This is a genomic window from Streptomyces sp. BBFR102 (genome assembly GCF_051397025.1).
Classification (GTDB): Bacteria; Actinomycetota; Actinomycetes; order Streptomycetales; family Streptomycetaceae; genus Streptomyces.
Genome location: NZ_CP195757.1, coordinates 3920779 through 3945050 on the forward strand (window position 1 = coordinate 3920779; position 24272 = coordinate 3945050).

Consider the following 24272-nt stretch of genomic DNA (forward strand, 5'->3'; position numbering starts at 1 on the left):
GTACCGGAAGAACGGCACTCCCGTGACCCAGACCCCCACCGCCCCGGCCACCCCGACCGCCCGCAAGGGCGGCGGGGGTGCCCGGCCCCCGAGAGCAGGCTCCCGCCGTCCCGGCTGGACCCCCTGGCTCTACCTCGCCCCCGCCCTGGTGGTCCTCGCCGGACTGCTGGTCTACCCCGTCTACCAGCTCGGCCTGATATCCGTCCTGGAGTACACCCAGGCGCAGGTCAGCGGCGGCGAGCCGACCACGTTCCAGGGGCTCGGCAACTACCGAACGCTCTTCACCGACCCGCGGTTCTGGCAGGTCCTGAGCGCCACCGTGGTCTTCGCCGTGCTCTGCGTGCTCTCCACGCTCTTCGTCGGCTGCGCCCTCGCCGTCCTGCTGACCCGCGTCCGCGCCCTGCCGCGGCTGGCCCTGCTCGTCGCCTCGCTCGGCGCCTGGGCGACCCCGGCCATCACCGGCTCCACCGTCTGGATGTTCCTCTTCGACGCCGACTTCGGCCCGGTCAACCGGCTGCTCGGGCTCGGAGACTTCTCCTGGACGTACGGACGCTACAGCGCCTTCGCCCTGGTCCTCCTCGAAGTGGTCTGGTGCTCCTTCCCGTTCGTGATGGTCACCGTCTACGCGGGCATCCGCGCGGTCCCCACCGAGGTCCTGGAAGCCGCCTCGCTGGACGGCGCCTCGCAGTGGCGCATCTGGCGCTCGGTCCTCGCGCCGATGCTCCGCCCGATCCTGTTGGTCGTCACCATCCAGTCCGTCATCTGGGACTTCAAGATCTTCACCCAGATCTACGTGATGACCGACGGCGGCGGCATCGCCGGCCAGAACCTGGTCCTCAACGTCTACGCCTACCAGCAGGCGTTCGCCTCCTCGGAGTACAGCCTCGGCGCCGCCATCGGCGTGGTCATGCTCCTCGTCCTGCTCGCCGTCACCCTCGTGTACCTCCGGCTGATGCGACGCCAGGGAGAAGAACTGTGAACCTCGTCCGCCGCCCCTGGCGCCTCGCCGCCGAGGCGTTCGCGTTGCTGGCCGCCGCCGTCGTGGCCTTTCCGCTGTACTGGATGGTGCTCTCGGCGTTCAAACCGGCCGGGGAGATCCAGTCGGACAGCCCCCGGCCCTGGACGCTGGCGCCCTCGCTCGACTCGTTCCGGCGCGTCTTCCAGCAGGAGGAATTCGGGCGCTACTTCCTCAACAGCCTTTTCGTGGCGGGGAGCGTGGTGGTGCTGTCGGCGCTGATCGCGTTCCTCGCGGCGACCGCCGTGACGCGGTTCAACTTCCGGTTCCGGACCACGCTGCTCATCATGTTCCTGGTGGCGCAGATGGTGCCGGTCGAGGCGCTCACCATTCCGCTCTTCTTCCAGATGCGGGACTTCGGGCTGCTCAACACGGTCGGCGCGCTGATCCTGCCGCATCTCGCCTTTTCGCTGCCGTTCGCCATCTGGATGCTGCGGGGATTCGTGAAAGCCGTCCCCGAGGCGCTGGAGGAGGCCGCGCTCATCGACGGCGCGAGCCGCGCCCGCTTTCTCTGGCAGATCCTTTTCCCGCTGGTCCTCCCGGGCCTGGTGGCGACCAGCGTGTTCTCCTTCATCAGCACCTGGAACGACTTCCTCTTCGCCAAGTCCTTCATCATCAGCGACACCTCCCAGTCGACTCTCCCGATGGCGCTGCTGCTCTTCTTCAAGCCGGAGGAGAACGACTGGGGCGGCATCATGGCCGCGTCCACCGTCATGACCGTTCCCGTCCTCGTCTTCTTCGTACTCGTTCAGCGCCGCCTGGTCTCCGGGCTCGGCGGCGCGGTCAAGGACTGACGTGCACCACCTCATCCCCGCACCACGCACCCACACCCCCGAGGAGGGCGCCGACGCCCGCCTCACCCTCGGCCCGGACACCGCCCTGCGCACCGGCGCGGGTACCGGCACCGCCGCGCGCTGGCTGCGCACCACCGTCGGCGCCGCCACCGGGCTCGCCCTGCCCGAGGCCGCCGCCGGGCACCCCGGCCCCGTCGTCGACCTGCGCCTCTCGGGGGAGGCGGGTGGGCTGGGCGCCGAGGCGTACCGGCTCACCGTCTCCGCCGGCGGGGTGCTGATCGAGGGCGGCGACGCGGCCGGCGTCTTCTGGGGCGCGCAGACCCTGCGTCAGCTGCTGGGCCCGGACGCCTTCCGCCGGGCCCCGCTCAACCCGGGGCGCGCCTGGCTGCTCGGCCACGTGGCGATCGAGGACGCGCCGCGGTTCGCGTGGCGCGGCATGATGCTGGACGTGGCCCGGCACTTCATGCCGAAGGACGGCGTGCTGCGCCATCTCGACCTGCTCGCCGCGCACAAACTCAACGTTTTCCACCTCCACCTCACCGACGACCAGGGCTGGCGCATCGACATCCGCCGCCATCCCGAACTCGTGCGCACCGGCAGCTGGCGTCCGCGCAGCAAATGGGGGCACCGCGCCTCGGAGTTGTGGAACGACACGCCGCACGGCGGCCACTACACCCACGACGACATCCGGGAGATCGTCGCCTACGCCGCCGAACGCCACATCACCGTCGTTCCCGAGATCGAGATTCCGGGCCACTCGCAGGCCGCCATCGCCGCCTATCCGGAACTCGGCAACACCGATGTCACCGACACCGCGAGCCTGGGCGTCTGGGACACCTGGGGCGTCAATCCGCACGCGCTGGCGCCGACCGAGGACACCCTGCGTTTCTACGAAGGGGTCTTCGAGGAAGTCCTGGAACTCTTCCCGTCCCGCTTCGTCCACGTCGGCGGCGACGAATGCGACAAGGAGGAATGGAGGCGTTCGCCGGCGGCCCAGGCCCGTATCGCCGAACTCGGCGTCGGTGACGAGGACGGCCTCCAGTCCTGGTTCATCCGGCATTTCGACAGCTGGCTCACCGCGCGCGGGCGGCGCCTGGTCGGCTGGGACGAGATCCTGGAGGGCGGCCTCGCCGAGGGCGCCACGGTCTCCTCCTGGCGCGGCTACGCCGCAGGCGTCGCCGCCGCCCGCGCGGGTCACGACGTCATCATGTGCCCCGAGCAGCAGGTCTACCTGAACTACCGGGAGGACGGCGGCCCCGACGAACCGGTGCCGATCGGCTACGTCCGCACGCTGGAGGACGTCTACCGCTTCGAGCCCGTCCCGCCGGAGCTGACGGCGGCCGAGGCCGCCCACGTCATCGGCGTCCAGGCCAACGTCTGGACGGAGGTGCTGGAGAACCAGGACCGCGTCGACTACCAGCTCTACCCGCGCCTGGCCGCGCTCGCCGAGGTCGCCTGGTCGCCGCTGCCCGCCGCCGAGGAGCGGGACTTCGCCGCCTTCGACGCCCGCATGGAGGAGCACTTCCGCCGCCTCGACGCCCTCGGTGTGGCCTACCGCCCCCGCACCGGCCCGCGCCCCTGGCAGCGCCGCCCCGGCGTCCTGGGCCGCCCGTTGGAGGGGGTGCCGCAGCCGGGCTGAGCCGGCCCCGGTCCCGGTCCGCCGTGCGGTGCTCCCCGAGGGGCGCCGCACGGCGCGGACGGCGGTCTCCTGACGCCCGACCGGTCGGGAGAGTGGCTCGACGGTCCCCGCGCGCCCCCGGCGTGCGCCCCCGCAGGTCCAGTATGCGGACGGCCCGCTTCCGCCCGTACATAACGGCAAAACCCCTCGCGCGGCTGCCAGAAGGGGCAAAACTCCCCTAGCGGACCCCCGCTCCGAGGCAACGGCAAGATGTGCCAGAGTTGCCACGTCCCGCCTGTGAGGACGTACCGTACGGCGCAACAGCCGGGACCAGGCGGGGTGACGGAAGGGGCAGCCGGTTTTGACCACGCACGCACCGCAGGCGGCAGCGTCGGTGACGCTGCCCGCCTCCCTGGACGAGGCCGTGGCCGCGCTCGCCGCCACGCCCGCCGCCGTCCCCGTCGCGGGCGGCACCGACCTCATGACCTCCGTCAACGCCGGTCAGCTGCGGCCCACCGCCCTCGTCGGCCTCGCCCGGGTCCGCGAGATCCGGGGCTGGCAGTACCTCGACGGACACGCCCTGCTCGGCGCCGGACTCACCCACGCCCGCATGGGCCGCCCGGACTTCGCCGCGCTCATCCCGGCGCTGGCCGCCGCCGCCCGCGCCGCCGGGCCCCCGCAGATCCGCAACGCCGGGACGCTCGGCGGCAACATCGCCACCGCCGCCCCCTCCGGCGACACCCTGCCCGTCCTCGCCGCCCTGGAGGCCAGCCTCGTCGTGGCCTCGCCCGGCGGCGGCCGCAGGGAGGTCGCCGTCTCCCATCTGCTGGCGGGCATGGACATGTTGCGCGGGGGTGAACTCATCGGCTGGGTCCGCATCCCGCTGCTCCACGCCCCGCAGGTCTTCCTCAAGGCCACCGGACGCACCGGCCCGGGGCGCGCCACCGCCTCCGTCGCCCTGGTCGTCGACCCGGCCCGGCGCGAGGTCCGGTGCGCCATCGGCGCCATCGCCCCCATGCCGCTGCGGCCCCTGGAGGCGGAACGCTGGGCCGCCTCCCTCATCGACTGGGACGGCGAACGGGGCCTGCCGCAGGAGGCCCTGACCGCCTTCGGGACGTACGTCGCCACGGCCTGCGTACCCGACCCGGAGGCCCCGGCCGACGGCGGCGAGCCGCCGAAACTGCCGCCCGCCGTACTGCACCTGCGGCGCACCGTCGCCGCGCTGGCCCGACGAGCACTGGGAAGAGCGCTGTCATGACCGACGACGAGCGGCGCGAGGGGACCGGAGCGGCCCCCGGCGCCTCCCTGGGCTGGGGTGCCATCCCCCACCAGGGCGGCGAGGAGTACGACGACGGGGCCACCGCCTTCGTCCAACTCCCCGAGGGCATCGCCGACATCCCCCTCGCCGCCCCCGGCCAGGGGTACGTGCCCCCCATCACCGTCACCCCCGCCAGCGGCCCGGCCGACCCGGCCGCCACCGGCGGGTGGCCCGTTCCCGGCGCCGTCGCGGGCGGAGCCCTCGCGGCCGACCCCTACGCGCAGCCGCCCGGCCAGGGGCCCGACCCGTACGGCACGCTGCCGCCGCGGGGGGCGCCCGAGCCCGCGCCCGGCCAGGTCGTCGCCGACGTCTACCCGGACGGCGCGCAGGTCCCGGGCGCCGACGGCTACCCGCAGGCCCCCGCCGACGCCTTCGCCGCCACCGACGCCTTCGGTGACACCCGCCCCCTGACGATCCCGCCCGGGCTCTTCACCGACGACCCCCGGCCCGACCTCGGCGACGCCTTCACGGGCGCCGAGCGCGCCGGCCAGCCGCACGACCAGCCCGCCATCCCCGGCCAGCAGCAGGGCCCCGGCTCGCCCGCGCCCGGCCAGGACGCCACCGGGCACTGGGACTTCAGCGCCGCCCTCGGCGAGAGCGCCCCGCCCGCGCCCGGCCCCGGCGCCGAGCCGGGGGCCACCGGCCAGTGGTCGGTCCCGCTCGCACCGGAGGACGTGCCCGAGGAGTCCGGCGAGTACCCGCTCTCCACCACCGTGCCGCAGACCGGCGCCTGGGCGACGGCCCCGACCCACCAGGCCCCCGCCACCCTCCCCGGCGGCGCGACGGCGCCGTGGGCCGGGGAGGCGGAGGCCGCCCGCCCGGAGCCGGAGCCGGAGCCGGAGCCCGAACCGGCCCCCGCGCCCGCTCAGGACTTCGCGGCCCACCCCGAGACGCAGGACCGGCCGGAAGCCCTCCCGGACGCCGGGAGCGCCCAGGAGACCCCGGACGAGACCGAGTCCGGCCCCGGGACGGAAGCCGAGGCGGAAACCGCGGGCGAGGCGCAGGACGGCCCCGCCGAGGCCGGTGCGGAGCCCGCCCCCGCGCCCGAGGCCGACGTGTTCCACGACGAGCGGCCGGTCGTCTCGTACACGCTCAACGTCAACGGCATCGACCGGCCCGTCACCGAGGCGTGGATCGGTGAGTCGCTGCTGCACGTGCTGCGCGAGCGGCTCGGCCTCGCCGGCGCCAAGGACGGCTGCTCGCAGGGCGAGTGCGGCGCCTGCGCGGTCCGCGTCGACGGGCGCGCCGTCGCCTCCTGCCTGGTCCCCGCGGCCACCACCGAGGGCAGCGACATCCGCACCGTCGAGGGCCTCGGCGCCGCCGAGGACGGCGGTCCCGGCGAGCCCTCCGACGTGCAGCGGGCGCTGGCCCGCCGGTGCGCCGTCCAGTGCGGGTTCTGCATCCCCGGTATGGCGATGACCATCCACGACCTGCTGGAGGGCAACCCGCGCCCCACCGACCTGGAGACCCGCCAGGCCCTCTCCGGCAACCTCTGCCGCTGCTCGGGCTACCGCGCCATCCTGGAGTCCGTCCGCGACGTCGTCGGCGAGCGCGAGGCCGCCGCGGCGGCCGAGGAGGGCGCCGCGGCCGAGGCCGACGGCGCCGCCGAGGAGGGACAGGCCGAGGTGGTCATCCCGCACCAGGCGGGACCCGCCGACGGGGAGGCCCCCGCCCACCCGTACGGCACCCTGCCCGAGGGCTACTCCGGGCTGCCCCAGCCCCCGCCCTCGTACGACGCCGGCGGCCAGCCGCCCCACCACGGCCAGGACGGCCACGGCTACGGCGAGCAGGACCCGCCCGGCCCGCACACACCCGACCCGCACCAGGGACACCACCCGGACGGAGGCCAGGCGTGAGCCACGACACCGCCACCGGTATCCCCGCCCAGGCCGAGAGCGAGGCCGAGTCGGCCCCGCACGGGCTCGGGGTCTCGCTGCCGCTCGCCGAGGCCCGCGCCAAGACCGAGGGCACCTTCCCGTACGCCGCCGACCTGTGGGCCGAGGGGCTGCTCTGGGCCGCTGTGCTGCGCTCCCCGCACGCCCACGCCCGCGTGGTCTCCCTCGACACCCGGCAGGCCGCCCGGATGCCGGGCGTGCACGCGATCGTCACCCACGAGGACGTGCCCGGCGAGAAGCTGCACGGCCGCTACGGCGCCGACCGGCCCGTCTTCGCCTCCGAGGTCGTCCGCCACCACGGCGAACCGCTGGCCGCCGTCGCCGCCGACCACCCGGACACCGCCCGGATGGCAGCCGCCGCGATCATGGTCGAGTACGAGGTGCTGCCCGCCCAGACCGACCCAGAGGAAGCCTTCACCGCCGAACCGCTCCACCCCGACGGCAACGTGGTGCGCCACATCCCGCTGCGCCACGGCGACCAGGAGGCCACCGGCGAGACGGTCGTCGAGGGCGTCTACCGCATCGGCCGCCAGGACCCCGCCCCCGTCGGCGCCGAGGCCGGACTCGCCGTGCCGCGCCCGGACGGCGGCGTCGAGCTGTACGTGGCCTCCACCGACCCGCACGCCGACCGCGACCGCGCCGCCGCCGTCTACGGGCTCGACCCGGAGCGGGTCAAGGTCGTCGTCACCGGCGTCCCCGGCGCCACCGCCGACCGCGAGGACCCCGGTTTCCTGCTGCCGCTCGGCCTGCTCGCGATGCGCACCGGCTGCCCGGTCAAACTGGCGGCCACCCGCGAGGAGTCCTTCCTCGGCCACGCCCACCGCCACCCGACGCTGCTCCGCTACCGCCACCACGCCGACGCCGAGGGCAAGCTCGTCCGCGTGGAGGCGCAGATCCTGATGGACTGCGGCGCGTACACCGACTCCTCCCGCGAGTCGCTCGCCGCCGCCGTCGCCTTCGCCTGCGGCCCGTACGTCGTCCCGCACGCCACCATCGACGGCTGGGCGGTACGCACCAACAACCCGCCCGCCGGACACGTCCGGGGCGAGGGCGCCCTCCAGGTCTGCGCGGCGTACGAGGCGCAGATGGACAAGCTCGCCAAGAAGCTCGGCCTGGAGCCGGCCGAGGTGAGGGCGCGCAACGTGCTCGCCACCGGCGACGTGCTGCCCACCGGGCAGACCGTGACCTGCCCGGCACCGGTCGCCGAACTCCTCCAGGCCGTCCAGGACTTCCCGCTGCCCGCGCTCCCCAAGGACACCCCCGAGGAGGAGTGGCTGCTCCCCGGCGGCCCCGAGGGCGCGGGCGAGCCAGGCGCCGTGCGGCGCGGCGTCGGCTACGGGCTGGGCATGGTCCACATGCTCGGGGCCGAGGGCGCCGACGAGGTCTCCACCGCCACCGTCCGCGTCCAGGACGGCCGGGCCACCGTCATCTGCGCCGCCGTCGAGACCGGGCAGGGCTTCACCACGCTGGCCCGGCAGATCGTCCAGGAGATCCTGGGGATCGACGAGGTGGACGTCGCCCCCGTCGACACCGACCAGCCGCCGGCCGGGCCCTCCTGCCACAGCCGCCACACCTGGGTCTCCGCCGGGGCGGTGGAACGCGCCGCGAAGATGGTGCGTACGCAGTTGCTCCAGCCGCTGGCCCACCAGTTCGGCATGTCCACCGAACTCCTCCAGATCACCGACGGCAAGATCACCTCCTACGACGGGGTGCTCTCCACCACCGTCACCGAGGCGATGGACGGCAAGGAACTCTGGGCCACCGCCCAGTGCCGCCCGCACCCCACCGAGCCGCTGGACGGCGCCGGGCAGGGAGACGCCTTCGTCGGCCTGGTCTTCTGCGCGGTGCGTGCCGTGGTCGACGTGGACGTGGAGATCGGCTCGGTCCGGGTGGTCGAGCTGGCCGTGGCCCAGGACGTCGGCCGGGTCCTCAACCCGGCGCAGATCTCCGCCCGCATCGAGGCCGGGCTCATCCAGGGCCTCGGCGCCGCCCTCACCGAGAACCTGCGCGCGCCCCAGGGCGTCCTGCGCCACCCCGACCTCACCGGCTACGCCCTGCCGACCGCGCTGGACGCCCCCGACGTCCGGATCGTCCGGCTGGTCGAGGAGCGGGACGTGGTGGCCCCCTTCGGCGCCAAGGCGGCCAGCGCCGCGCCGGTCGTCACCGCCCCGGCCGCCGTCGCCTCCGCGGTCCGCGCCGCCTCCGGCCGCCCGGTCAACCGCCTGCCGATCCGCCCGCAGGCCGCGGTGGCCCAGAGCTGAGAGGGCGCGGGGCCGGGACCGAGACCGCGGCGGGATGCGAACCCGCGTTCCCCGCTTTGCGGACGAGTCCCTGAGCCCCTCGGGCACGCGGTCCTGACCGGGGAGATCAGGGGGGATCTCCCCGGCGCACTGACGACGTTGGGCCCGTGCGGCAGGCGGCCGCAAGCGATCGGGCGGGCACGCGACGCGACTGCCACGCTGCCGACACAACCGCGCCCCGGCCGTCCGCGCCCGTACCGCTGTGACCCCCGTCGCATCGTCCGGCACTCCTGGTTCGGCGGGCCGGGGGAGGGGTCCGGCACGGGTAGGGTGGCCCGGGTTGTCGTACGTGGGCCAGGGCGCGACCCGGCCCGAGCCGAGAGCACCGAATCGGAGACCGTGACTACTTCCGCCTCCCATCACCTCTCACCCGCCTTTCCCGGACGGGCCCCCTGGGGTACCGCCGGAAAGCTGCGGGCCTGGCAGCAGGCCGCGATGGACAAGTACGTCCAGGAGCAGCCCCGCGACTTCCTCGCGGTCGCCACGCCGGGCGCCGGGAAGACCACCTTCGCGCTCACCCTGGCCTCCTGGATGCTGCACCACCACGTCGTGCAGCAGATCACGGTGGTCGCCCCGACCGAGCACCTGAAGAAGCAGTGGGCCGAGGCCGCCGCCCGGGTGGGTATCAAGCTGGACCCCGAGTACAGCGCCGGGCCGCTCAGCAGGGAGTACCAGGGCGTCGCCGTCACCTACGCCGGGGTGGGCGTCCGCCCGATGCTCCACCGCAACCGGGTCGAGCAGCGCAAGACCCTCGTCATCCTCGACGAGATCCACCACGCCGGTGACTCGAAGTCCTGGGGCGAGGCGTGCCTGGAGGCGTTCGAGCCGGCCACCCGGCGCCTGGCCCTCACCGGTACCCCGTTCCGCTCCGACACCAACCCGATCCCCTTCGTCACGTACGAGGAGGGCAACGACGGCATCCGCCGCTCCGCCGCCGACTTCACCTACGGCTACGGCAGCGCGCTCGGCGACGGCGTCGTGCGGCCCGTGATCTTCCTCAGCTACAGCGGGCAGATGCGGTGGCGCACCAAGGCGGGGGACGAGATCGCGGCCCGGCTCGGCGAGCCGATGACCAAGGACGCCGTCTCGCAGGCGTGGCGGACCGCGCTCGACCCGCGCGGCGACTGGATGCCCAACGTGCTGCGCGCCGCCGACCAGCGGCTCACCGAGGTCCGCAAGGCCATCCCCGACGCCGGGGCCCTGGTCATCGCCACCGACCAGGAGCAGGCCCGCGCCTACGCCAAGCTGATCCGCGAGATCACCGGCGGCAAGGCGACCCTCGTCCTCTCCGACGATTCGGGCGCCTCGCAGCGCATCGACGACTTCAGCCAGAGCCAGGACCGGTGGATGGTCGCCGTCCGCATGGTCTCCGAAGGCGTCGACGTGCCGCGCCTGGCCGTCGGCGTCTACGCCACCACCATCTCCACCCCGCTCTTCTTCGCCCAGGCCGTCGGGCGCTTCGTGCGCTCCCGGCGGCGCGGCGAGACCGCCTCGGTCTTCCTGCCGACCGTCCCGAACCTGCTCACCTTCGCCAACGAGATGGAGGTCGAGCGCGACCACGTCCTGGACAAGCCGAAGAAGGACGGCGAGGAGGACCCGTACGCCGAGTCCGAGAAGGAGATGGACGAGGCCAACAAGGAGCAGGACGAGGACACCGGGGAGCAGGAGCAGTTCTCCTTCGAGGCCCTGGAGTCCGAGGCCGTCTTCGACCGGGTCCTCTTCGACGGCGCCGAGTTCGGCATGCAGGCCCACCCCGGCTCCGAGGAGGAGCAGGACTACCTCGGCATCCCCGGCCTCCTCGAACCCGACCAGGTCCAGCTCCTCCTCCAGAAGCGCCAGGCCCGCCAGATCGCGCACAGCCGCAAGAAGCCCGACAGCGAGGCCGACCTGCTGGAACTGCCCGCCGACCGCCGGCCCGTCGTCTCCCACAAGGAACTACTGGAACTGCGCAAGCAGCTCAACACCCTGGTCGGGGCGTACGTCCACCAGACCGGCAAGCCGCACGGCGTCATCCACAACGAGCTGCGGCGGGCCTGCGGGGGGCCGCCCAGCGCGGAGGCGACCGCCGGGCAGATCCGGCAGCGGATCGACAAGGTGCGGGAGTGGGCTACGCGGGGCTGACCTTTTTCGGGGCCCGCCCTGTGCGGGGCCCGGGCTTTCGGCTCGGCCCTGCGGGCCTTGCGCCGGGGCGGCCTCAAGCGCCGGCCGGGCTGGACGGGGCCCGGCTGCATGCGGCCCCGTCGTTCTCCCGGCGCGGGATGAGCCAAGTGCTGGGTGGGGCGGGGGTGTTGGAGAAGGCCGGGTGGCTGTGTCTGCCAAGGAGCAGGACGAGGCCGCCGGGGTGCCGTCCGAGGTCGGCGGCTGGCGCGGTCCGAGGCCGGCCCCCGGGCAGGCCGTCGCCGCCGCTCGCGTGTGGGCCGGTGTCCATGGTTCTCCTTCTCGGCCGGGTCCCTCTCCTCGTGGCTCGCCGGGCCGGCGTCCGTCACCGCGACGGCCCGGGCGAAGAGGGAGGGGCGCGCCGTCGTGAAGAGGGGGCGCGCGGTGATTCGGTACCAGGCCGGACCCTCGCGGGCGGTGAAGCAGTACGGGTAGCCGGTCGCGAGGCGGTCGGCCGCTTCCTCGGCGTACGCCAGATCGGCCGCCCAGAAGCGGAGTGGGGAGGGGGCGTGCTCCGCGCCGTGCGGTGCCGGGCGCAGGACGCGGGCGGGGAGGCGGGTGGTGTGCGGATCGGGGTCGAGGGCGTCGGCGAGGCGGTGCGCCTGGCGGCGGAGCCGGCGGAGGGTGAGGCGCCGGGTCGGGGCGATGATTCCGCCGAGGAAGACGCCCCGGGCGCCGCTCCCGCCGTACGTGTCCGCCAGGTACTCGACGTGCTCGACGCCGGTCACGACTGCCCCCGCGCCCACCGGCGCAAGCGGTTCTCCTCGTTCATGCGGGCGCGGAGTGTGCGCAGGAGGGCGGAGTCCTCGTCCTCGCCCGGCCCGGGGCCGGGGGAGTGGCGCGGGCAGGCGCAGGGCGGGTAGCGGAGCGGGTTGAACTCCGGCGGCTCCTGTGCGGACACCGGGTCCTCGCCCATCACTCCCCCTCCCGGGCGCCCGCGCACTCGCCGCTCTGCCGGTGCCGCCCGAGGAGGACGCGGCAGTCGGTGGCCCTGCTGTAGTCGCGTTCCCCGTTGGCCACCGCTTCGGCGAGGGCGAACTCCTGGCAGGTGCGGCAGGGGGCCGGCTGCTCGGCTTGTGCAGACATGACTGCTCCTCTCTGTAGCCGTTTCGCTACCGGGAGCGCACAGCTTGGCCTATCGTTCAGAGTGTCATCAACTGACGCAAACTGGCAGACGAGTTGGGTGCACCATGGTCAACCGTAGAGAGCTGGACCCCGAGCGGTCGCCGAGCGCGGCCTTCGGCGCGCTTCTCCGCAGGCTGCGAGACGAACGCGGCTGGACCCAGGATCAACTGGGCGAACACGTGGGCTGCTCGGGCGCCCACATCTCGGCCGTGGAAATCGGCCGACGCCCACCAACCCAGCGGTTGGCGGCAAGGTGCGACCAGGCGTTGGGGGCGCGCGGGAGACTGGTGAGCCAGAGCCAGGCGGTGCGGCACACGGCGTTGATCGAGGGGTTCCCGCAGTACATCGGGTACGAGGAGCGGGCCATAGAGGTGCGGCTTTACGAGGTGGGGGTCATACCTGGTCTGCTCCAGACGCCGGAGTACGCGGAGGCGCTGGAAGCCGATGCAGTGCGCAGGGAGGCCATCACCCCGCACCAGGCCGAGGAGCGCGTCAGGCTGGTCGAGCGGCGCCAGGCGGCACTTGACCGATCACCCGCGCCACTGCTGTTCGTTGTGCTGGACGAGGGATGCGTTCTCCGGCCCATGGGCACTCCGGAGATCATGGGTGCTCAGTTCGCGAAGCTGCTGGAGTTCGCTGAACGGCCCCATACCGTGTTGCAGATCGCTCCCTTCAGCATGGGGGCGAGGCGGCCCCTCAGTCTTCCCCTGACGGTGCTGACCATGCGCGATCGATCGCTGATCTCCTACGCCGAGTCCTCGCAGCATGGCCGTCTTGAGCGCAACAGCGAAGCGGTGCTCCCCCTGTTGGCGGCCTATCATCAACTACAGGCCGAGGCCATGTCGCAAGCGGCTTCCGTGGCCATGATTGAGCAGCTACGAAAGGGCACATCGTGACGAGTGAATCCCCTCGTTGGTTCAAGTCTTCCTACAGCGGCAACGGCGGCCAGTGCGTCGAGGTGGCCACCGATCTCGTCGCCTCGCACGGCCTGGTTCCGGTTCGTGATTCCAAGGAGCTGGCCGGGCCGGTGCTGGGCTTTCCTGTCGCCGCGTTCTCGTCCTTTGTGGCGGGAGTCAAGGCGGGAGAGTTTCGGCCCGTCTGACCGGTTCTTGCGGGTGGCCCCGTCAGTGCTCCGCTGGGAGTGTGGCGGGGCTTCTCTGCGGGGAGGGCTGCCTCCGCGTACGACGTTCTTCGGCCGAGCGGTGTGAGAGGTGCGGGATGACGAGTGAATCCCCTCGTTGGTTCAAGTCTTCCTACAGCGAGAACGGCGGCCAGTGCGTCGAGGTGGCCACCGATCTCGTCGCCTCGCACGGCCTGGTTCCGGTTCGTGATTCCAAGGAGCTGGCCGGGCCGGTGCTGGGCTTTCCCGCTGCCGCGTTCTCGTGCTTCCTTGCCGGGGCCAAGGTCGGGGAGTTCGGCGGGGGCTGACGATCCCGTCCGCTCACCGACCGAGCCGTAACGTCTTCGCCATCAGGCGCATCTCCGGGGTCGGTGTGCGGCTCCTGTCGATGATGATCCGGAGGGTGTCCCGGGCGGAGGTCTGGTGGGGGAACCACTCCGGGGAGCCAGCCTGAACCTCGGTCAACTTACCGAAGGCTTCCGTGTACTGGCCGAGTCGGGCATGCGCGTTGGCCACGTCCAGGCCGTGCCGGCTGCGGACGCTGCGGGTGGGGCGTACGGAGTGGCGTGGCATGTTCTCGGCGAGCCGCAGGGCGACGTCAGGGCGATCCTTGATGAGGGCGTCCTCCACGCTCAGCATGCGGACGCTGGTGGGGCCGAAGGTGCGTACGTTCTGGTGCTCGGCGTCGACTTCGTGTCCGATGGCTGTGGCGGCGCTGCGGGCCAGCCTCAGCGTGTCCGCCGCGACGCCGACCTGGTTGTTCCGCGCTGCCGCGCCGGAGGCCCTCAGGAGCAGCAGGCCCCAGGTGGCCAACTCCGCTGTGGAGGCCCGGCTCAAACGGGGTTCCATGTCGTCGGCCCACCGCGTCGCGAGGCTCAGAGCCTCATCCAGTCGCCCTTGCCGGAGTAGCAGCCACGCCAGAGTGTTGGCGCTCGCGGATGCCGACATGCGGTCCTGTCCTTCTGCCAGGGCGCGGCGGACCGCGATCTCCGCGAGGTCGAACTGGCGGGTGTGCGTCAGCGCGCTCGCCGCGAGTTGCAGCACCCTGACCCGGACGCCTCGGCCTTCGTCCGGCAGGGTGTCGGCGTCCCGCAGCAGGGCGGGGAGTACCGACGCCAGTTCGGAGAAGCGGTGTTCGCGGTAGAGGGGCACCGATGCCGCAAGGGCCGCGGCGACACCGGCCGACGTGGCCGGGACGTCCAGTTCGCGGGCCGGGGGACGCATCAGCTCGGTGCGGACCTGCGCCCACCGTTCGTACGTCTCGGCCGGGGGGTTCCGCACGTCAGGTTCGGCGACCAGCGCCATGGTCGGCAGCCGCAGCGCCCTCGCGAGGGCGAGCAGCGTTTCCATGGGGGGCCCGGAACGCCCGCCCTGTTCGAGCTGTCGGATGGCCGAGAGCGGAACCCCGGAGTGCTCTGCCAACTCTCGTCGCGTGAGCCCGGTTCGCTTACGGGCTTCCTTGACCTTCTTCCCCGCGTAGGTCATAGGGGCCAGAGTAGGCGGCGTGGCCGGGTGCGTCAGGGGCGCGGGGAGCGCTCAGGGGCGTACCGGTGCGGTTAATGGATCGCCGAAGGCCGCCCCGTAGGCCAGACTCCTCGCGATGACGACTCAGCGAACCGACACCCCCGCCGCCTGGGACGAACGTACCCAGCTCACCACCTTCCTCGACTACGCCCGGGCCACCGCGGTGGCCACGTGCGAGGGGGTCTCGGCCGAGGGCGCCGTGAGGGCCCCGCTGCCCGGGTCGCCGCTCATGACGCTCTGCGGGCTGATCAGCCATCTGCGGTGGGTCGAGCACTACTGGGTGGAGGAGATGTTCCTCGGCCGGGAGGAGGCCGGGCCTCTGGTCCACGCCACCGAGGAGGACCCGGACCCCGAGATGCGGACGGCGGTGGAGGTTCCGTTGCCCCGGTTGCTCGCCGAGTACGAGGAGCAGAGCGCGCGGTACCGGGAGATCGTGGCCGGGCGCAGCCTGGACACGAAGGCCGAGCGCCCCCTCCGGGACGGCCGGCACGTCGACCTGCGCTGGATTCTGCTCCACCTCATCGAGGAGATCTCCCGGCACAACGGGCACCTGGACGTGGTGCGGGAGCTGGTGGACGGGCGCACCGGGACCTGACGGGACCGGTGCGGGCGAGGGTGTGATCGGCGGGGACACCGAGGGCATAACGGGGCGCACTCCCCGGTGGTCGCCCGGATTCTGGACGGACCCTTCCGCTGAGCGGGGCGGCTCGCTACATTCCCGGCAACGTACACGCCCCGTGGCAGCGTCGCCGCGGAGCGCAGCCGGTGCCTTGCGCTCGGCGGCCTCTGACGCGCGTCGCCGCTGGGACCGGCGCCGCCCCTTCGGATGCCGCCGCACCTCACCACTGCCGCACCCTCACACCTAAGGAGTGGGCGTCGTGACCGCGGAGACTTCTCAGACGCTCGACCGGGGCCTCAGGGTCCTCAAGCTGCTCGCCGACACCGACCACGGCCTGACCGTCACCGAGCTGTCCAACAAGCTCGGCGTCAACCGGACGGTGGTCTACCGCCTGCTCGCCACCCTCGAACAACACGCCCTCGTCAGACGCGACTTGGGAGGCCGGGCCCGGGTCGGGCTCGGAGTGCTGCGGCTGGGCCGGCAGGTGCACCCGCTGGTGCGCGAGGCGGCACTGCCCGCGCTGCGCTCGCTGGCCGAGGACATCGGCGCCACCGCCCACCTGACTTTGGTCGACGGTGCCGAGGCGCTGGCGGTCGCGGTGGTGGAGCCGACCTGGACCGACTACCACGTCGCCTACCGCACCGGCTTCCGGCACGCCCTCGACCGGGGCGCGGCGGGCCGGGCCATACTCGCCGTCCGCCAGAACGAGCTGCCCGCCCCCGGCTACACCCTGACCCGGAGCGAGCTGGAGGCCGGAGCCTGCGGCGCCGCCGCCCCGCTGCTCGGACTGACCGGGATCGAGGGCAGCGTCGGCGTGGTCATGCTCTCCGAGGCCGTACCCGAGCGGGTCGGCCTCCGGGTCGTGGACGCGGCCCGGGAGGTCGCGGACGCGCTGCGCTGAGCGGTACGGGGCCGGCGGTGGGTGCGTACCGGTGACGTCTCTGCCCGCCCCCGCGCCCCCGTACGACTAGATTGGGGCCCGTGTTCTCCAAGCTCGTCGCTCTTCCGCGTCCCCGTGCCCTCGCGATCTGTGCCGCGCCCGTGGTGGCGCTGCTGGCGGTGACCGCGCTGGCGCCGCTGCCGTTCGCGGTGGCGCAGCCGGGGATGACCGCCAACGTGCTCGGTTCCCACGACGGGACCGAGGTCATCACGATCGAGGGCGAACAGGCCCGGAAGACCACCGGTGAGCTGCGGATGACCACCATCGAGGCGACCGGCCCGCAGACGCCGGTGCGGATCGGGCAGGTGGCGGACGGCTGGTTCCGCTCCGACCGGGCGGTGATGCCGGTGGACGCGGTCTACCCGAGCGGCGACACCCCGAAGGAGATCCAGAAGTACAACCGGGACCAGATGGTCCAGTCGCAGCACGTCGCCGTCGAGGCGGCCTTGAAGCAGCTCGGCCTGAAACCCGGCAGTGTCGACGTGAAGCTGGAACTGGCCGACGTGGGCGGGCCCAGTGCCGGGCTGCTCTTCTCGCTCGGCATCGTCGACAAGCTGGACGGTGACGGCAGCGGCGGCGACCTGACCGGCGGCCGTTCCATCGCCGGTACCGGCACCATCACCGCCGACGGCAAGGTCGGTGCGGTCGGCGGGGTCTCGCTGAAGACCCGCGCCGCCGCCCGCGACGGCGCCACGGTCTTCCTCGTCCCGAAGGCCGAGTGCGAGGACGCGCAGGCCGAGCTGCCCTCCGGCATGCGGCTGATCCCGGTCACCACGCTGAACGGCGCCGTCGACGCGCTGCGGGCACTGGAGCGCGGCGGCAAGGTCCCCTCCTGCTGAGTTCCGGGCGCGCCCCGGCCGGGCTCAGCCCTCCGCCAGTACCTCCCGGATGACGTGGCGCGCGTTGGCGGCCATCGCCTCGTTGCGGCCGCGCCGGTAGTACGGGAGGGCGATCACCGCCTGCGAGAGGGTCCGCGCCCGGCCGCGCGCCCAGGTCGCCCCGTCCACACCGACGGCGTCCCGGAAGACCGGGCGGGCCTCGGTCGGGAGCAGGTTCCAGGCGGGGAACAGGTCGCAGGCCGGGTCGCCCGCGCCCAGGCAGCCGAAGTCGATGACGCCGCTGAGCCGCCCGGCGCCGTCCACCAGGAGGTTGCCCGGCATCAGGTCGGCGTGCAGCCACACCGGTGGCCCGTCCCAGGCGGGCAGTGACCGCGCCTCCTCCCAGAGTGCGGTCAGGGCCGCCGCGTCCACGCCCTCCTCGGGGTCGCGGCGCAGCCACTCCAGCGCCTCGCGTGTCTCCGCGTCCAGGGCGGCGAGCGGCCCGCCCCGGTGCGCGGCCGGGGCGCCCGGCAGCTCCACGGCGCGCATCGCCCGTACGAACTCCGCCAAGTCCCTTGCCAGGAGGCGGGTTCGGGTGAGCGTCCCCACCTCCGGGTTCCGGCCGGGCAGCCAGCGGCCCACCGACCACGGCCACGGGTACCCCTCGCCGGGCTTCCCGGCGGCCACCACCTCGGGTACGGGGCACGGCAGCAGGGGAGCGAGCCGGGGCAGCCACGCGCACTCCAGCGGGACGTCGCCCGCGCCGCCCTCGGTGAGCGGCAGCCGCACCGCCAGCTCCTCGCCCAGCCGGAACATGGCGTTCACCGTCCCGCCGGAGGGGAACCGCCGGACCGGCAGCCCGGCCCATTCGGGGAACTGGGCGCAGACCAGCCGCCGCACGAGGGCTTCGTCGACAGGGGGCAAGGCGGGTTGAGTGCTCATGGGGCACCATCCGACCGTGTGGGGGCCGGGGTGTCTACCGGTTTGCGCTCGCCGGCGGCCGGGACCGGGCCCGTGTGGTCCATGGTGCGCCACACCGGGAAGACCAGGGGGCTGAGCGTGGCGAGGAAGTAGCCGCCGCCGATCACCAGGAAGGCGGTGCGCAGGCCGAAGTGGTCGGTGAGCAGGCCGGCGAAGAGGCCGCCGAGCGGCGTGGTGAGCAGGACGGCGGCGGTGGTGGCACCCAGCACCCGGGTGCGCAGCCGCTCGGGGACGAGCTCGAAGGTCACCGTGGAGAGGATCGGGTTGAGAGCGCCCGCGCCGAGGCCGGTGAGCGGCAGCAGCACGGCGAGCGGGAGAGCGGTGTCGGTGAAGGCGGCGGTGGCGAACCGGGGCGCGCCCATCAGCAGGAAGCAGGCGGTGAAGACCGGCCACCGGGGCAGCCGGTGCCCGAACGCGGCGTACAGGAGGGTCCCGGTCAGCGCGCCCGCGCCCCACAGGGCGGAGAGCATGCCCAGGTGGGCCGCGCCGCCGAGGTGGGTCGAGGCATGGGAGGGGAGCAGCACGGAGGACCAGCCCTGGTCGAGGCCGTTGGTCACCATCACCATGGCGCAGATCGCCAGGAGGAGCGGCGTACGCGCCAAGTAGCGGTAGCCCTCGGCGAGTTCGGCCCGGTAGGAGCCGGTGCGGGCGGCCCGGGGCACCGGCCGCGCCTCGGGTACGTGCCGGAAGCCGTACGCCATGAGGAGGGCGGAGACGGCGAAGGTGGCCGCGTCCAGGGCGAGGACCGAGGTCGGGCCCAGCACGGCGATGAGGACGCCGCCGAGGGCCGCACCCAGCATCCTCGCGCCCCGGGACACCCCGTCGTACAGGCTGGCGGCGCGGGACAGCGGGGTGTGGGCGCGGGTCGCCAGGGCCGGAAGCAGCGAGCTGCGGGAGGTCTCGCCCGGGGCGTGGAAGAGGCCGCTGACCCCCATCAGGGCGCAGAGCAGCCAGAACGGCAGGGCGTCCAGGTGGTGCAGGAGAGGGATGGCGCCGACCGCGGCGGCGCAGACCAGGTCCGAGAGGATGCTGGCCCGGCGCCGGCCGACGCGGTCGATCAGCGGGCCGCCGAAGAGGGCGGAGACCACGACGGGCAGCGTCGCGCAGAGGGCGACGACCCCGGCCCGGGTGGCCGAGCCGGTGGTCTGGAGGACGAACCAGGGGACGCCGATCACGGTGAGCGCGTTGCCGGTGATCGAGACGGTGTTGGCGGCGAGGGTGAGGGCGAGCGGGCGGCGGTCGGGTGGGGGAGCGAGGGCGTCGGCGGTCACCGCAGGACGGGGTGTGCGGCCGGGGGTGTCGCGAGGCGCAGGCCGACGGAGACCAGGGCCCAGCCGAGGCGGACACGCGGGGAGGCGGCTCCCTCGCGGGGGGACGGTTCCGGGGCCGGGCCGGCGGGGAGGGCGCGTACGGCCTGAATGTGGAGGAGGTGGTGGACGTCCGGGTGCGGGGTCATGACGGGTCCTTCGGGAAGTCCGGCTGTCCGGGGGAGGTCTCGCGGGGGAAGGCGTGCAGGTGGACGCGGTAGGAGGCGGCCTCCCCGGCGCCGGCGTTCTCGGCGTCGTAGGCGCGGTAGGACTCCAGCAACTCCTGGGCGCGTGCGCGGAGGTCCGTTGCCTGGGCGGGGGTGAGGCGGTACGTGAAGTCGCTCATGTCGTACGCCTCCTGCCACTCGTCCGGCCAGGTGTGGCGGGTGCCGAGCCAGGTCGACACCTCCTCGGTGTGGGTGTCGGCCAGGTCGTAGAGGAGGACGTCGACGGCGCCGCGCTGGACCGGGTCGGCGAGGTCGAGGCGGTCCGGCTCCAGGCGGATGCCTTCTGTGGCAGCCCGCCACCACCGCTCGCGCCCCTTGCCGTGCTCCGGGGCGTCCTCCGCGAAGCCGTACGCGGCGAGCTGGCGCAGGTGGTAACTGGTCGCGCCGCTCGACTCGCCGAGCCGCTGGGCGAGTTGGGAGGCGGTTGCGGGCCCGCCCTCGCGCAGCTTCCGGAAGAGTCTCAGCCGCAGGGGGTGGGCGAGTCCGCGCAGGGAACGGGGGTCGAGTCGGTGGACCTTGTGGGCGGGGGCGGGATCAGAGGGGCCCGGGGTACCGGGCTCTGCGGGGGAGGGCATATCGGAAACGTAGGCGTGCAAAGACTCCTTTGCAAGCGATTCTTTGCGCGGATTCCTCTGCAAGGAAACCTTTTCAAGCGGACGTTCTCGTTCCCGCAGGCGGGCCAGTCCGCCGCCCGCTCAGTCCTTGACGAACCCCTCCGACAGCATCCACTCCAGCGCCACGGTGTGCGGGTCCTGGCCCTGGACGGCCACCTTGGCGTTCAGCTCCCGGGCGAGGGCGTTGTCGAGCTTGGCGGTGATGGGGGCCAGCACCTCGGGGATGGCCGGGTACTTCTCCAGGGTCGCGGAGTTGATCTCGGGGGCGACGTTGTAGTTGGGGAAGAAGTCCTTGTCGTCGTCCAGGACCGTCAGATCCAGGGCCTTGATGCGGCCGTCGGTGGTGAAGACCTCGCCGAAGGCGCAGGAACGGCCGCTGGACAGCTCGGTGTAGACGATGCCGCCGTCCATCTTGCGGACGTCGGAGGCGGGGATGTCCATCCCGTACTTCCTCTGCATGCCGGGCAGCCCGTCCTGCCGGGACGCGAACTCGCTCTCCACGCAGAGCGTCACCGCGCCCGGGTCCCGCCTGGCCAGCTCCGCGGCCTGGGAGAGGCTCTTGACGCCGTACTTCTTCTCCGTCGCCGGGTTCACCGCCAGCGCGTACGTGTTGTCGAGACGGGCCGGGGGCAGCCAGGTGACGCCGTTGGCCTTGTCGGCGTCGCGGACCGCCACCCACTGCCCGTGCGGGTCGGCGATCGGCTCGTTGTTGCCGAGGTAGGTGATCCAGGCGGTGCCCGTGTACTCGTACATGGCGTCGGCGTCGCCCGACTTGACCGCCTCGCGGGCGCCGATCGACCCCTGGATGCCGGTGCGGTCCTGGACCGAGGCGCCGGCCGCCTGGAAGGCGATGCCCATGACGGCGCCGAGGACCAGTTGCTCGGTGAACTCCTTCGAGGTGACGGTGAGCTGCGCACCCTTGAGCGGGCGCCCCCTGCCGACGGTGCCGGGCCGGACGTCGTCCACCATTGGGCTGCCGCTCTTCAGGCCGCACCCGGCCAGCAGCGCCCCGCAGAGCAGCAGCGCCGCCCCGGCCCGCGCCCGTGCCGCGCGTCCCCGGTTCACGTGCCCACCTCCAGGCCGCGCGGACGCAGCAGCAGTTCGGCCAGCGAGGCCAGCCAGTCGACGAGCAGGGCCAGCGCCACGGTGAGGATCGAGCCCAGCACCAGCACCGGCATGCGCTGGTTGGTGATGCCGGTGGTGATGAGGTCCCCCAGGCCCCCGCCGCCGCCGAAGGTCGCCAGGGTGGCCGTGCCGACGTTGAGGACCAGCGCCGTGCGCACCCCGGCCAGGATCAGCGGGACGGCCAGCGGCAGTTCGACCTTGAGCAGGACGCCGCGCGCCGACATCCCGATGCCCCGGGCCGCCTCCAGCAGCGTCGGGTCGTTGGCCTTCAGCCCCGCCACCGTGTTGGAGAGGACCGGCAGCACGGCGTAGATGATGATGCCGATCAGGGCCGGGCGCTCACCGATGCCCAGCCAGATGACCATCAGCGCCAGCAGGCCGATCGCCGGGGTGGCCTGGCCGATGTTGGCCAGGGCGGTGGCGATCGGCGCGGCGCGGCGCAGGCGCGGGCGGGTCAGCAGGATGCCCAGCGGGATCGCGATGACCAGCACGAAGAAGGTCGAGATCACGGTGAGCTGGACGTGCTGCCGCAGCCGCAGCCAGACGTTGCCGTCGCCCAGCGCGTTCCGCGAGATGGCGTCCAGGTCGGCGCCCCGGAACCACAGCCAGGTCCCGAGCAGCACCAGCAGCAGGAAGACCGGCAGGAAGGTCAGCTTCCGCCAGCTCACCCGCCGGGCCGGCTTCCCCGGCCCGGGCGGCTCGGGCGCCGGCCGGTCGTCGTTGTCGGCCTCGCCGGCGTCGCGGAAGACGTGGCCGTGCGACTCGTGCGTACCCGGGTCGCGGGGCGCGGGGTGGCTCATGCGCCCGCCTCCCCGCCGCCCGCCCCCGGCTCGCGCTCCTGCCCGGCGCGCTGGTCGGCCAGGTCCTGCTGGTGCTCCATCGCGTCCAGCCGGTCCTCCTCCAGCATCTCCTGGACCGAGTTCATCAGGGTCTCCATGTCGACCACCCCGGTGTACTCGCCGCGCCGCCCGGTCACCGCGACCCGGCCCGCGTTGTCGGTGAGGACCGCCTCCAGCGCGTCCCGCAGCGTCGCGTCGCGGGTCACCGTGTCGTGCACCAGCGTGCCCGCCGCCGCCAGCGAGCCCCTGGCGCGCATCAGGTCGCCGCGCCGGAGCCACTTGTAGGGGCGGCCTCGCCGGTCCAGCATCAGCAGCTCGTTGGTACGGCCCGAGCGCAGCGACGCGAAGATGCTCTGCAACGGGTCGTCCACGCCCACCGTCGGCCAGTCGCGGATCTCCACGTCGCGGACCCGGGTCAGGTTGAGCCGCTTCAACGCCGCGCCCGCGCCGACGAAACCGGAGACGAAGTCGTCGGCCGGGTTGGTGAGGATCGCCTCCGGGGTGTCGAACTGGGCGATCTGCGAACGGTCCCGCAGGACCACGATCCGGTCGCCGATCTTGATCGCCTCGTCGAAGTCGTGGGTGACGAAGACGATCGTCTTGTGCAACTCGCGCTGGAGCCGGATCAGCTCGTCCTGGAGGTGGTCCCGGGTGATCGGGTCGACGGCGCCGAACGGCTCGTCCATCAGCAGCACCGGCGGGTCGGCAGCCAGCGCCCGCGCCACCCCGACCCGCTGCTGCTGGCCGCCGGAGAGCTGGCGCGGATAGCGGCCCTGGAACTCGCCGGGGTCCAGGCCCACCAGGTCGAGCATCTCCTCGACGCGGGCCTTGGTCCGGCCCTTGGGCCAGCCGGTCATCTTCGGCACCAGGGCGATGTTCTGCGCCACCGTCATGTGCGGGAACAGGCCCGAGGACTGGATGGCGTACCCGATCTTGCGGCGGAGCCTGACCGGGTCCATGTCGGTGACGTCCTCGCCACCGATCCGGATGCGGCCGCTGGTGGGCTCGATCAAGCGGTTGATCATCTTCAGCAGGGTGGTCTTGCCGCCGCCCGACGGGCCGACGAAGACCACCGTCTCGCCCGCCCTGATCTCCAGGCTCACGTCGTCCACCGCCGGCACGGACGTGCCCGGGTACCGCTTGGTCAGGTGCTCCAGCTCGATCGAGGCACCGGAGGCCGCGCCGGGGCCGGGCGCCGCCTCGGCGAGCGTCGCCCCCGCCGCGCCGGGGCCGGGGCCGGGGCCGTCGGGGGAGCCGGGTGCTGCGGGCGACTCAGGCACGGATACCCCTCGGAATCGTCAGGCGGCCGATCAGCACGTACGCCGCGTCGAACAGCAGGGCCAGCACGATCACGGCGAGCGTCCCCGCCAGGACCTGGTTGAGCGCGTTGGCGCTGCCCAGGGAGGAGATGCCGCGGAAGATCTCGTTGCCGAGCCCCGGGCCCGAGGCGAAGGCGGCGATGGCCGCGATCCCCATCAGCATCTGCGTGGAGACGCGGATGCCGGTGAGGATCGGCGGCCAGGCGAGCGGCAGTTCCACCCGCAGCAGCCGCGCCCACCGTGACATCCCGATGCCCCTGGCCGCGTCCACCAGCGTCGCGTCCACCCCGCGCAGCCCCACGATGGAGTTCCGCACGATCGGCAGCAGCCCGTAGAGCGTCAGCGCGATCACCGTCGGCGCCACCCCGAGCCCCACCAGCGGGATCAGCAGACCGATCATGGCCAGCGAGGGGACGGTCAGGATCGAGGAGGTGGTGAGCGTCGCCAGGTTCCCCGCCCACCCGCTGCGGTACGTGGCGATGCCGATCAGCACCCCGATCACGGTGGCCACCACCATGCACTGGAAGACGGCACTGGCGTGCTGGTAGGCGTCGGCGAGCAACTGCTGGTGCCGGTTGCCCACGTACTCCCAGAAGTTCACCTGCGACACCGCGCCC

24 protein-coding genes, 1 tRNA gene and 1 pseudogene are annotated in these 24272 nt (G+C 73.3%); 13 read left to right on the forward strand and 13 right to left on the reverse strand.

Going from position 1 to position 24272, the window contains the following annotated elements; all coding sequences use genetic code 11:
* Nucleotides 1–22 precede the first annotated feature (22 nt).
* The 6 genes from ACSLIC_RS17540 (at nucleotide 23) to ACSLIC_RS17565 (ending at nucleotide 8901) form a co-directional block, all read left to right on the forward strand.
* Nucleotides 23–979, forward strand: coding sequence for a carbohydrate ABC transporter permease (locus ACSLIC_RS17540; protein WP_436738644.1), 957 nt, complete (start codon nucleotides 23–25; stop codon nucleotides 977–979).
* Nucleotides 976–1809, forward strand: coding sequence for a carbohydrate ABC transporter permease (locus ACSLIC_RS17545; protein WP_436738645.1), 834 nt, complete (start codon nucleotides 976–978; stop codon nucleotides 1807–1809). The genes ACSLIC_RS17540 and ACSLIC_RS17545 overlap by 4 nt, the downstream gene beginning before the upstream one ends.
* A gap of 1 nt (nucleotide 1810) precedes the next feature.
* Nucleotides 1811–3448, forward strand: coding sequence for a beta-N-acetylhexosaminidase (locus ACSLIC_RS17550; RefSeq protein ID WP_436738646.1), 1638 nt, complete (start codon nucleotides 1811–1813; stop codon nucleotides 3446–3448).
* Between the two features lie 340 nt (nucleotides 3449–3788).
* Nucleotides 3789–4685, forward strand: coding sequence for an FAD binding domain-containing protein (locus ACSLIC_RS17555; RefSeq protein ID WP_436738647.1), 897 nt, complete (start codon nucleotides 3789–3791; stop codon nucleotides 4683–4685).
* Nucleotides 4682–6601: a 2Fe-2S iron-sulfur cluster-binding protein gene (locus tag ACSLIC_RS17560; protein WP_436738648.1), complete on the forward strand. Its 1920-nt coding sequence runs from the start codon at nucleotides 4682–4684 to the stop codon at nucleotides 6599–6601. Before ACSLIC_RS17555 ends, ACSLIC_RS17560 begins: the two co-directional genes overlap by 4 nt.
* Nucleotides 6598–8901: a xanthine dehydrogenase family protein molybdopterin-binding subunit gene (locus tag ACSLIC_RS17565; RefSeq protein ID WP_436738649.1), complete on the forward strand. Its 2304-nt coding sequence runs from the start codon at nucleotides 6598–6600 to the stop codon at nucleotides 8899–8901. Before ACSLIC_RS17560 ends, ACSLIC_RS17565 begins: the two co-directional genes overlap by 4 nt.
* A gap of 21 nt (nucleotides 8902–8922) precedes the next feature.
* Here ACSLIC_RS17565 and ACSLIC_RS17570 read toward each other — a convergent pair.
* Nucleotides 8923–8994 (reverse strand) — tRNA-Cys (locus ACSLIC_RS17570).
* A 285-nt stretch (nucleotides 8995–9279) separates the two neighbouring features.
* Here ACSLIC_RS17570 and ACSLIC_RS17575 point away from each other — a divergent pair.
* Nucleotides 9280–11061, forward strand: coding sequence for a DEAD/DEAH box helicase (locus ACSLIC_RS17575; RefSeq protein WP_436738650.1), 1782 nt, complete (start codon nucleotides 9280–9282; stop codon nucleotides 11059–11061).
* Nucleotides 11062–11456: 395 nt separating this feature from the next.
* Here the strand turns inward: ACSLIC_RS17575 and ACSLIC_RS17580 are convergent.
* From ACSLIC_RS17580 to ACSLIC_RS17590, 3 genes and pseudogenes are all read right to left on the reverse strand, one after another.
* Nucleotides 11457–11825: pseudogene (locus tag ACSLIC_RS17580) on the reverse strand (hypothetical protein); the annotation flags it as partial.
* Nucleotides 11822–12016, reverse strand: coding sequence for a hypothetical protein (locus tag ACSLIC_RS17585; RefSeq protein ID WP_436738651.1), 195 nt, complete (start codon nucleotides 12014–12016; stop codon nucleotides 11822–11824). The pseudogene ACSLIC_RS17580 and the gene ACSLIC_RS17585, both read right to left, overlap by 4 nt.
* A complete protein-coding gene (locus ACSLIC_RS17590; protein WP_436738652.1) occupies nucleotides 12013–12183 on the reverse strand; it encodes a hypothetical protein in 171 nt (56 codons plus the stop codon). Before ACSLIC_RS17590 ends, ACSLIC_RS17585 begins: the two co-directional genes overlap by 4 nt.
* A 104-nt stretch (nucleotides 12184–12287) precedes the next feature.
* Between ACSLIC_RS17590 and ACSLIC_RS17595 the strand changes: the two genes are divergently transcribed.
* The 3 genes from ACSLIC_RS17595 (at nucleotide 12288) to ACSLIC_RS17605 (ending at nucleotide 13650) form a co-directional block, all read left to right on the forward strand.
* Nucleotides 12288–13118, forward strand: a complete 831-nt coding sequence (locus ACSLIC_RS17595; RefSeq protein WP_436738653.1) for a helix-turn-helix domain-containing protein — start codon at nucleotides 12288–12290, stop codon at nucleotides 13116–13118.
* Complete coding sequence (locus ACSLIC_RS17600) at nucleotides 13115–13324, forward strand: DUF397 domain-containing protein (RefSeq protein WP_436738654.1); 210 nt, start codon at nucleotides 13115–13117, stop codon at nucleotides 13322–13324. Before ACSLIC_RS17595 ends, ACSLIC_RS17600 begins: the two co-directional genes overlap by 4 nt.
* A 116-nt stretch (nucleotides 13325–13440) precedes the next feature.
* A complete protein-coding gene (locus ACSLIC_RS17605) occupies nucleotides 13441–13650 on the forward strand; it encodes a DUF397 domain-containing protein (RefSeq protein ID WP_436738655.1) in 210 nt (69 codons plus the stop codon).
* A 13-nt stretch (nucleotides 13651–13663) separates the two neighbouring features.
* Here ACSLIC_RS17605 and ACSLIC_RS17610 read toward each other — a convergent pair whose 3' ends face one another.
* Nucleotides 13664–14827 (reverse strand): helix-turn-helix domain-containing protein, encoded by a 1164-nt coding sequence (locus tag ACSLIC_RS17610; protein WP_436738656.1) that lies wholly within the window; start codon nucleotides 14825–14827, stop codon nucleotides 13664–13666.
* Nucleotides 14828–14942: 115 nt separating this feature from the next.
* On the opposite strand from ACSLIC_RS17610, the gene ACSLIC_RS17615 reads away from it, so the two are divergent.
* From ACSLIC_RS17615 to ACSLIC_RS17625, 3 genes are all read left to right on the forward strand, one after another.
* Nucleotides 14943–15461, forward strand: coding sequence for a DinB family protein (locus ACSLIC_RS17615; protein ID WP_436738657.1), 519 nt, complete (start codon nucleotides 14943–14945; stop codon nucleotides 15459–15461).
* A gap of 283 nt (nucleotides 15462–15744) precedes the next feature.
* On the forward strand, nucleotides 15745–16386 hold the full coding sequence (locus ACSLIC_RS17620; RefSeq protein WP_436738658.1) for an IclR family transcriptional regulator: 642 nt from the start codon (nucleotides 15745–15747) through the stop codon (nucleotides 16384–16386).
* 80 nt (nucleotides 16387–16466) lie between these two features.
* Nucleotides 16467–17264: a YlbL family protein gene (locus tag ACSLIC_RS17625; RefSeq protein WP_436738659.1), complete on the forward strand. Its 798-nt coding sequence runs from the start codon at nucleotides 16467–16469 to the stop codon at nucleotides 17262–17264.
* Nucleotides 17265–17288: 24 nt separating this feature from the next.
* On the opposite strand, the gene ACSLIC_RS17630 is transcribed toward ACSLIC_RS17625, so the two are convergent.
* From ACSLIC_RS17630 to ACSLIC_RS17665, 8 genes are all read right to left on the reverse strand, one after another.
* Entirely contained in the window at nucleotides 17289–18185 is an 897-nt protein-coding gene (locus tag ACSLIC_RS17630) for an aminoglycoside phosphotransferase family protein (RefSeq protein ID WP_436738660.1), read from the reverse strand.
* On the reverse strand, nucleotides 18182–19495 hold the full coding sequence (locus ACSLIC_RS17635; RefSeq protein WP_436738661.1) for an MFS transporter: 1314 nt from the start codon (nucleotides 19493–19495) through the stop codon (nucleotides 18182–18184). The genes ACSLIC_RS17630 and ACSLIC_RS17635 overlap by 4 nt, the downstream gene beginning before the upstream one ends.
* Complete coding sequence (locus ACSLIC_RS17640) at nucleotides 19492–19680, reverse strand: hypothetical protein (RefSeq protein ID WP_436738662.1); 189 nt, start codon at nucleotides 19678–19680, stop codon at nucleotides 19492–19494. The genes ACSLIC_RS17635 and ACSLIC_RS17640 overlap by 4 nt, the downstream gene beginning before the upstream one ends.
* Entirely contained in the window at nucleotides 19677–20333 is a 657-nt protein-coding gene (locus tag ACSLIC_RS17645) for a helix-turn-helix domain-containing protein (RefSeq protein ID WP_436738663.1), read from the reverse strand. Before ACSLIC_RS17645 ends, ACSLIC_RS17640 begins: the two co-directional genes overlap by 4 nt.
* A gap of 120 nt (nucleotides 20334–20453) precedes the next feature.
* Nucleotides 20454–21437, reverse strand: coding sequence for a glycine betaine ABC transporter substrate-binding protein (locus tag ACSLIC_RS17650; RefSeq protein ID WP_436738664.1), 984 nt, complete (start codon nucleotides 21435–21437; stop codon nucleotides 20454–20456).
* Nucleotides 21434–22297: an ABC transporter permease gene (locus ACSLIC_RS17655; RefSeq protein ID WP_436738665.1), complete on the reverse strand. Its 864-nt coding sequence runs from the start codon at nucleotides 22295–22297 to the stop codon at nucleotides 21434–21436. Before ACSLIC_RS17655 ends, ACSLIC_RS17650 begins: the two co-directional genes overlap by 4 nt.
* Nucleotides 22294–23616: a betaine/proline/choline family ABC transporter ATP-binding protein gene (locus ACSLIC_RS17660; protein ID WP_436738666.1), complete on the reverse strand. Its 1323-nt coding sequence runs from the start codon at nucleotides 23614–23616 to the stop codon at nucleotides 22294–22296. The genes ACSLIC_RS17655 and ACSLIC_RS17660 overlap by 4 nt, the downstream gene beginning before the upstream one ends.
* Nucleotides 23609–24256 carry an ABC transporter permease gene (locus ACSLIC_RS17665; RefSeq protein ID WP_436740404.1) on the reverse strand — a complete coding sequence of 216 codons (648 nt, stop codon included), beginning with the start codon at nucleotides 24254–24256 and terminating at the stop codon, nucleotides 23609–23611. Before ACSLIC_RS17665 ends, ACSLIC_RS17660 begins: the two co-directional genes overlap by 8 nt.
* Nucleotides 24257–24272: the final 16 nt, after the last annotated feature.

Excerpts from the sequence above, each read along its gene's own strand:
- ACSLIC_RS17640 (WP_436738662.1), bottom strand. The coding sequence starts at position 19,680 with ATGACCCCGCACCCGGACGTCCACCACCTCCTCCACATTCAGGCCGTA.
- ACSLIC_RS17615 (WP_436738657.1), top strand. The coding sequence starts at position 14,943 with ATGACGACTCAGCGAACCGACACCCCCGCCGCCTGGGACGAACGTACC.
- ACSLIC_RS17645 (WP_436738663.1), bottom strand. The coding sequence starts at position 20,333 with ATGCCCTCCCCCGCAGAGCCCGGTACCCCGGGCCCCTCTGATCCCGCC.
- ACSLIC_RS17595 (WP_436738653.1), top strand. The coding sequence starts at position 12,288 with ATGGTCAACCGTAGAGAGCTGGACCCCGAGCGGTCGCCGAGCGCGGCC.
- ACSLIC_RS17590 (WP_436738652.1), bottom strand. The coding sequence starts at position 12,183 with ATGTCTGCACAAGCCGAGCAGCCGGCCCCCTGCCGCACCTGCCAGGAG.
- ACSLIC_RS17630 (WP_436738660.1), bottom strand. The coding sequence starts at position 18,185 with ATGAGCACTCAACCCGCCTTGCCCCCTGTCGACGAAGCCCTCGTGCGG.
- ACSLIC_RS17655 (WP_436738665.1), bottom strand. The coding sequence starts at position 22,297 with ATGAGCCACCCCGCGCCCCGCGACCCGGGTACGCACGAGTCGCACGGC.
- ACSLIC_RS17560 (WP_436738648.1), top strand. The coding sequence starts at position 4,682 with ATGACCGACGACGAGCGGCGCGAGGGGACCGGAGCGGCCCCCGGCGCC.
- ACSLIC_RS17605 (WP_436738655.1), top strand. The coding sequence starts at position 13,441 with ATGACGAGTGAATCCCCTCGTTGGTTCAAGTCTTCCTACAGCGAGAAC.
- ACSLIC_RS17610 (WP_436738656.1), bottom strand. The coding sequence starts at position 14,827 with ATGACCTACGCGGGGAAGAAGGTCAAGGAAGCCCGTAAGCGAACCGGG.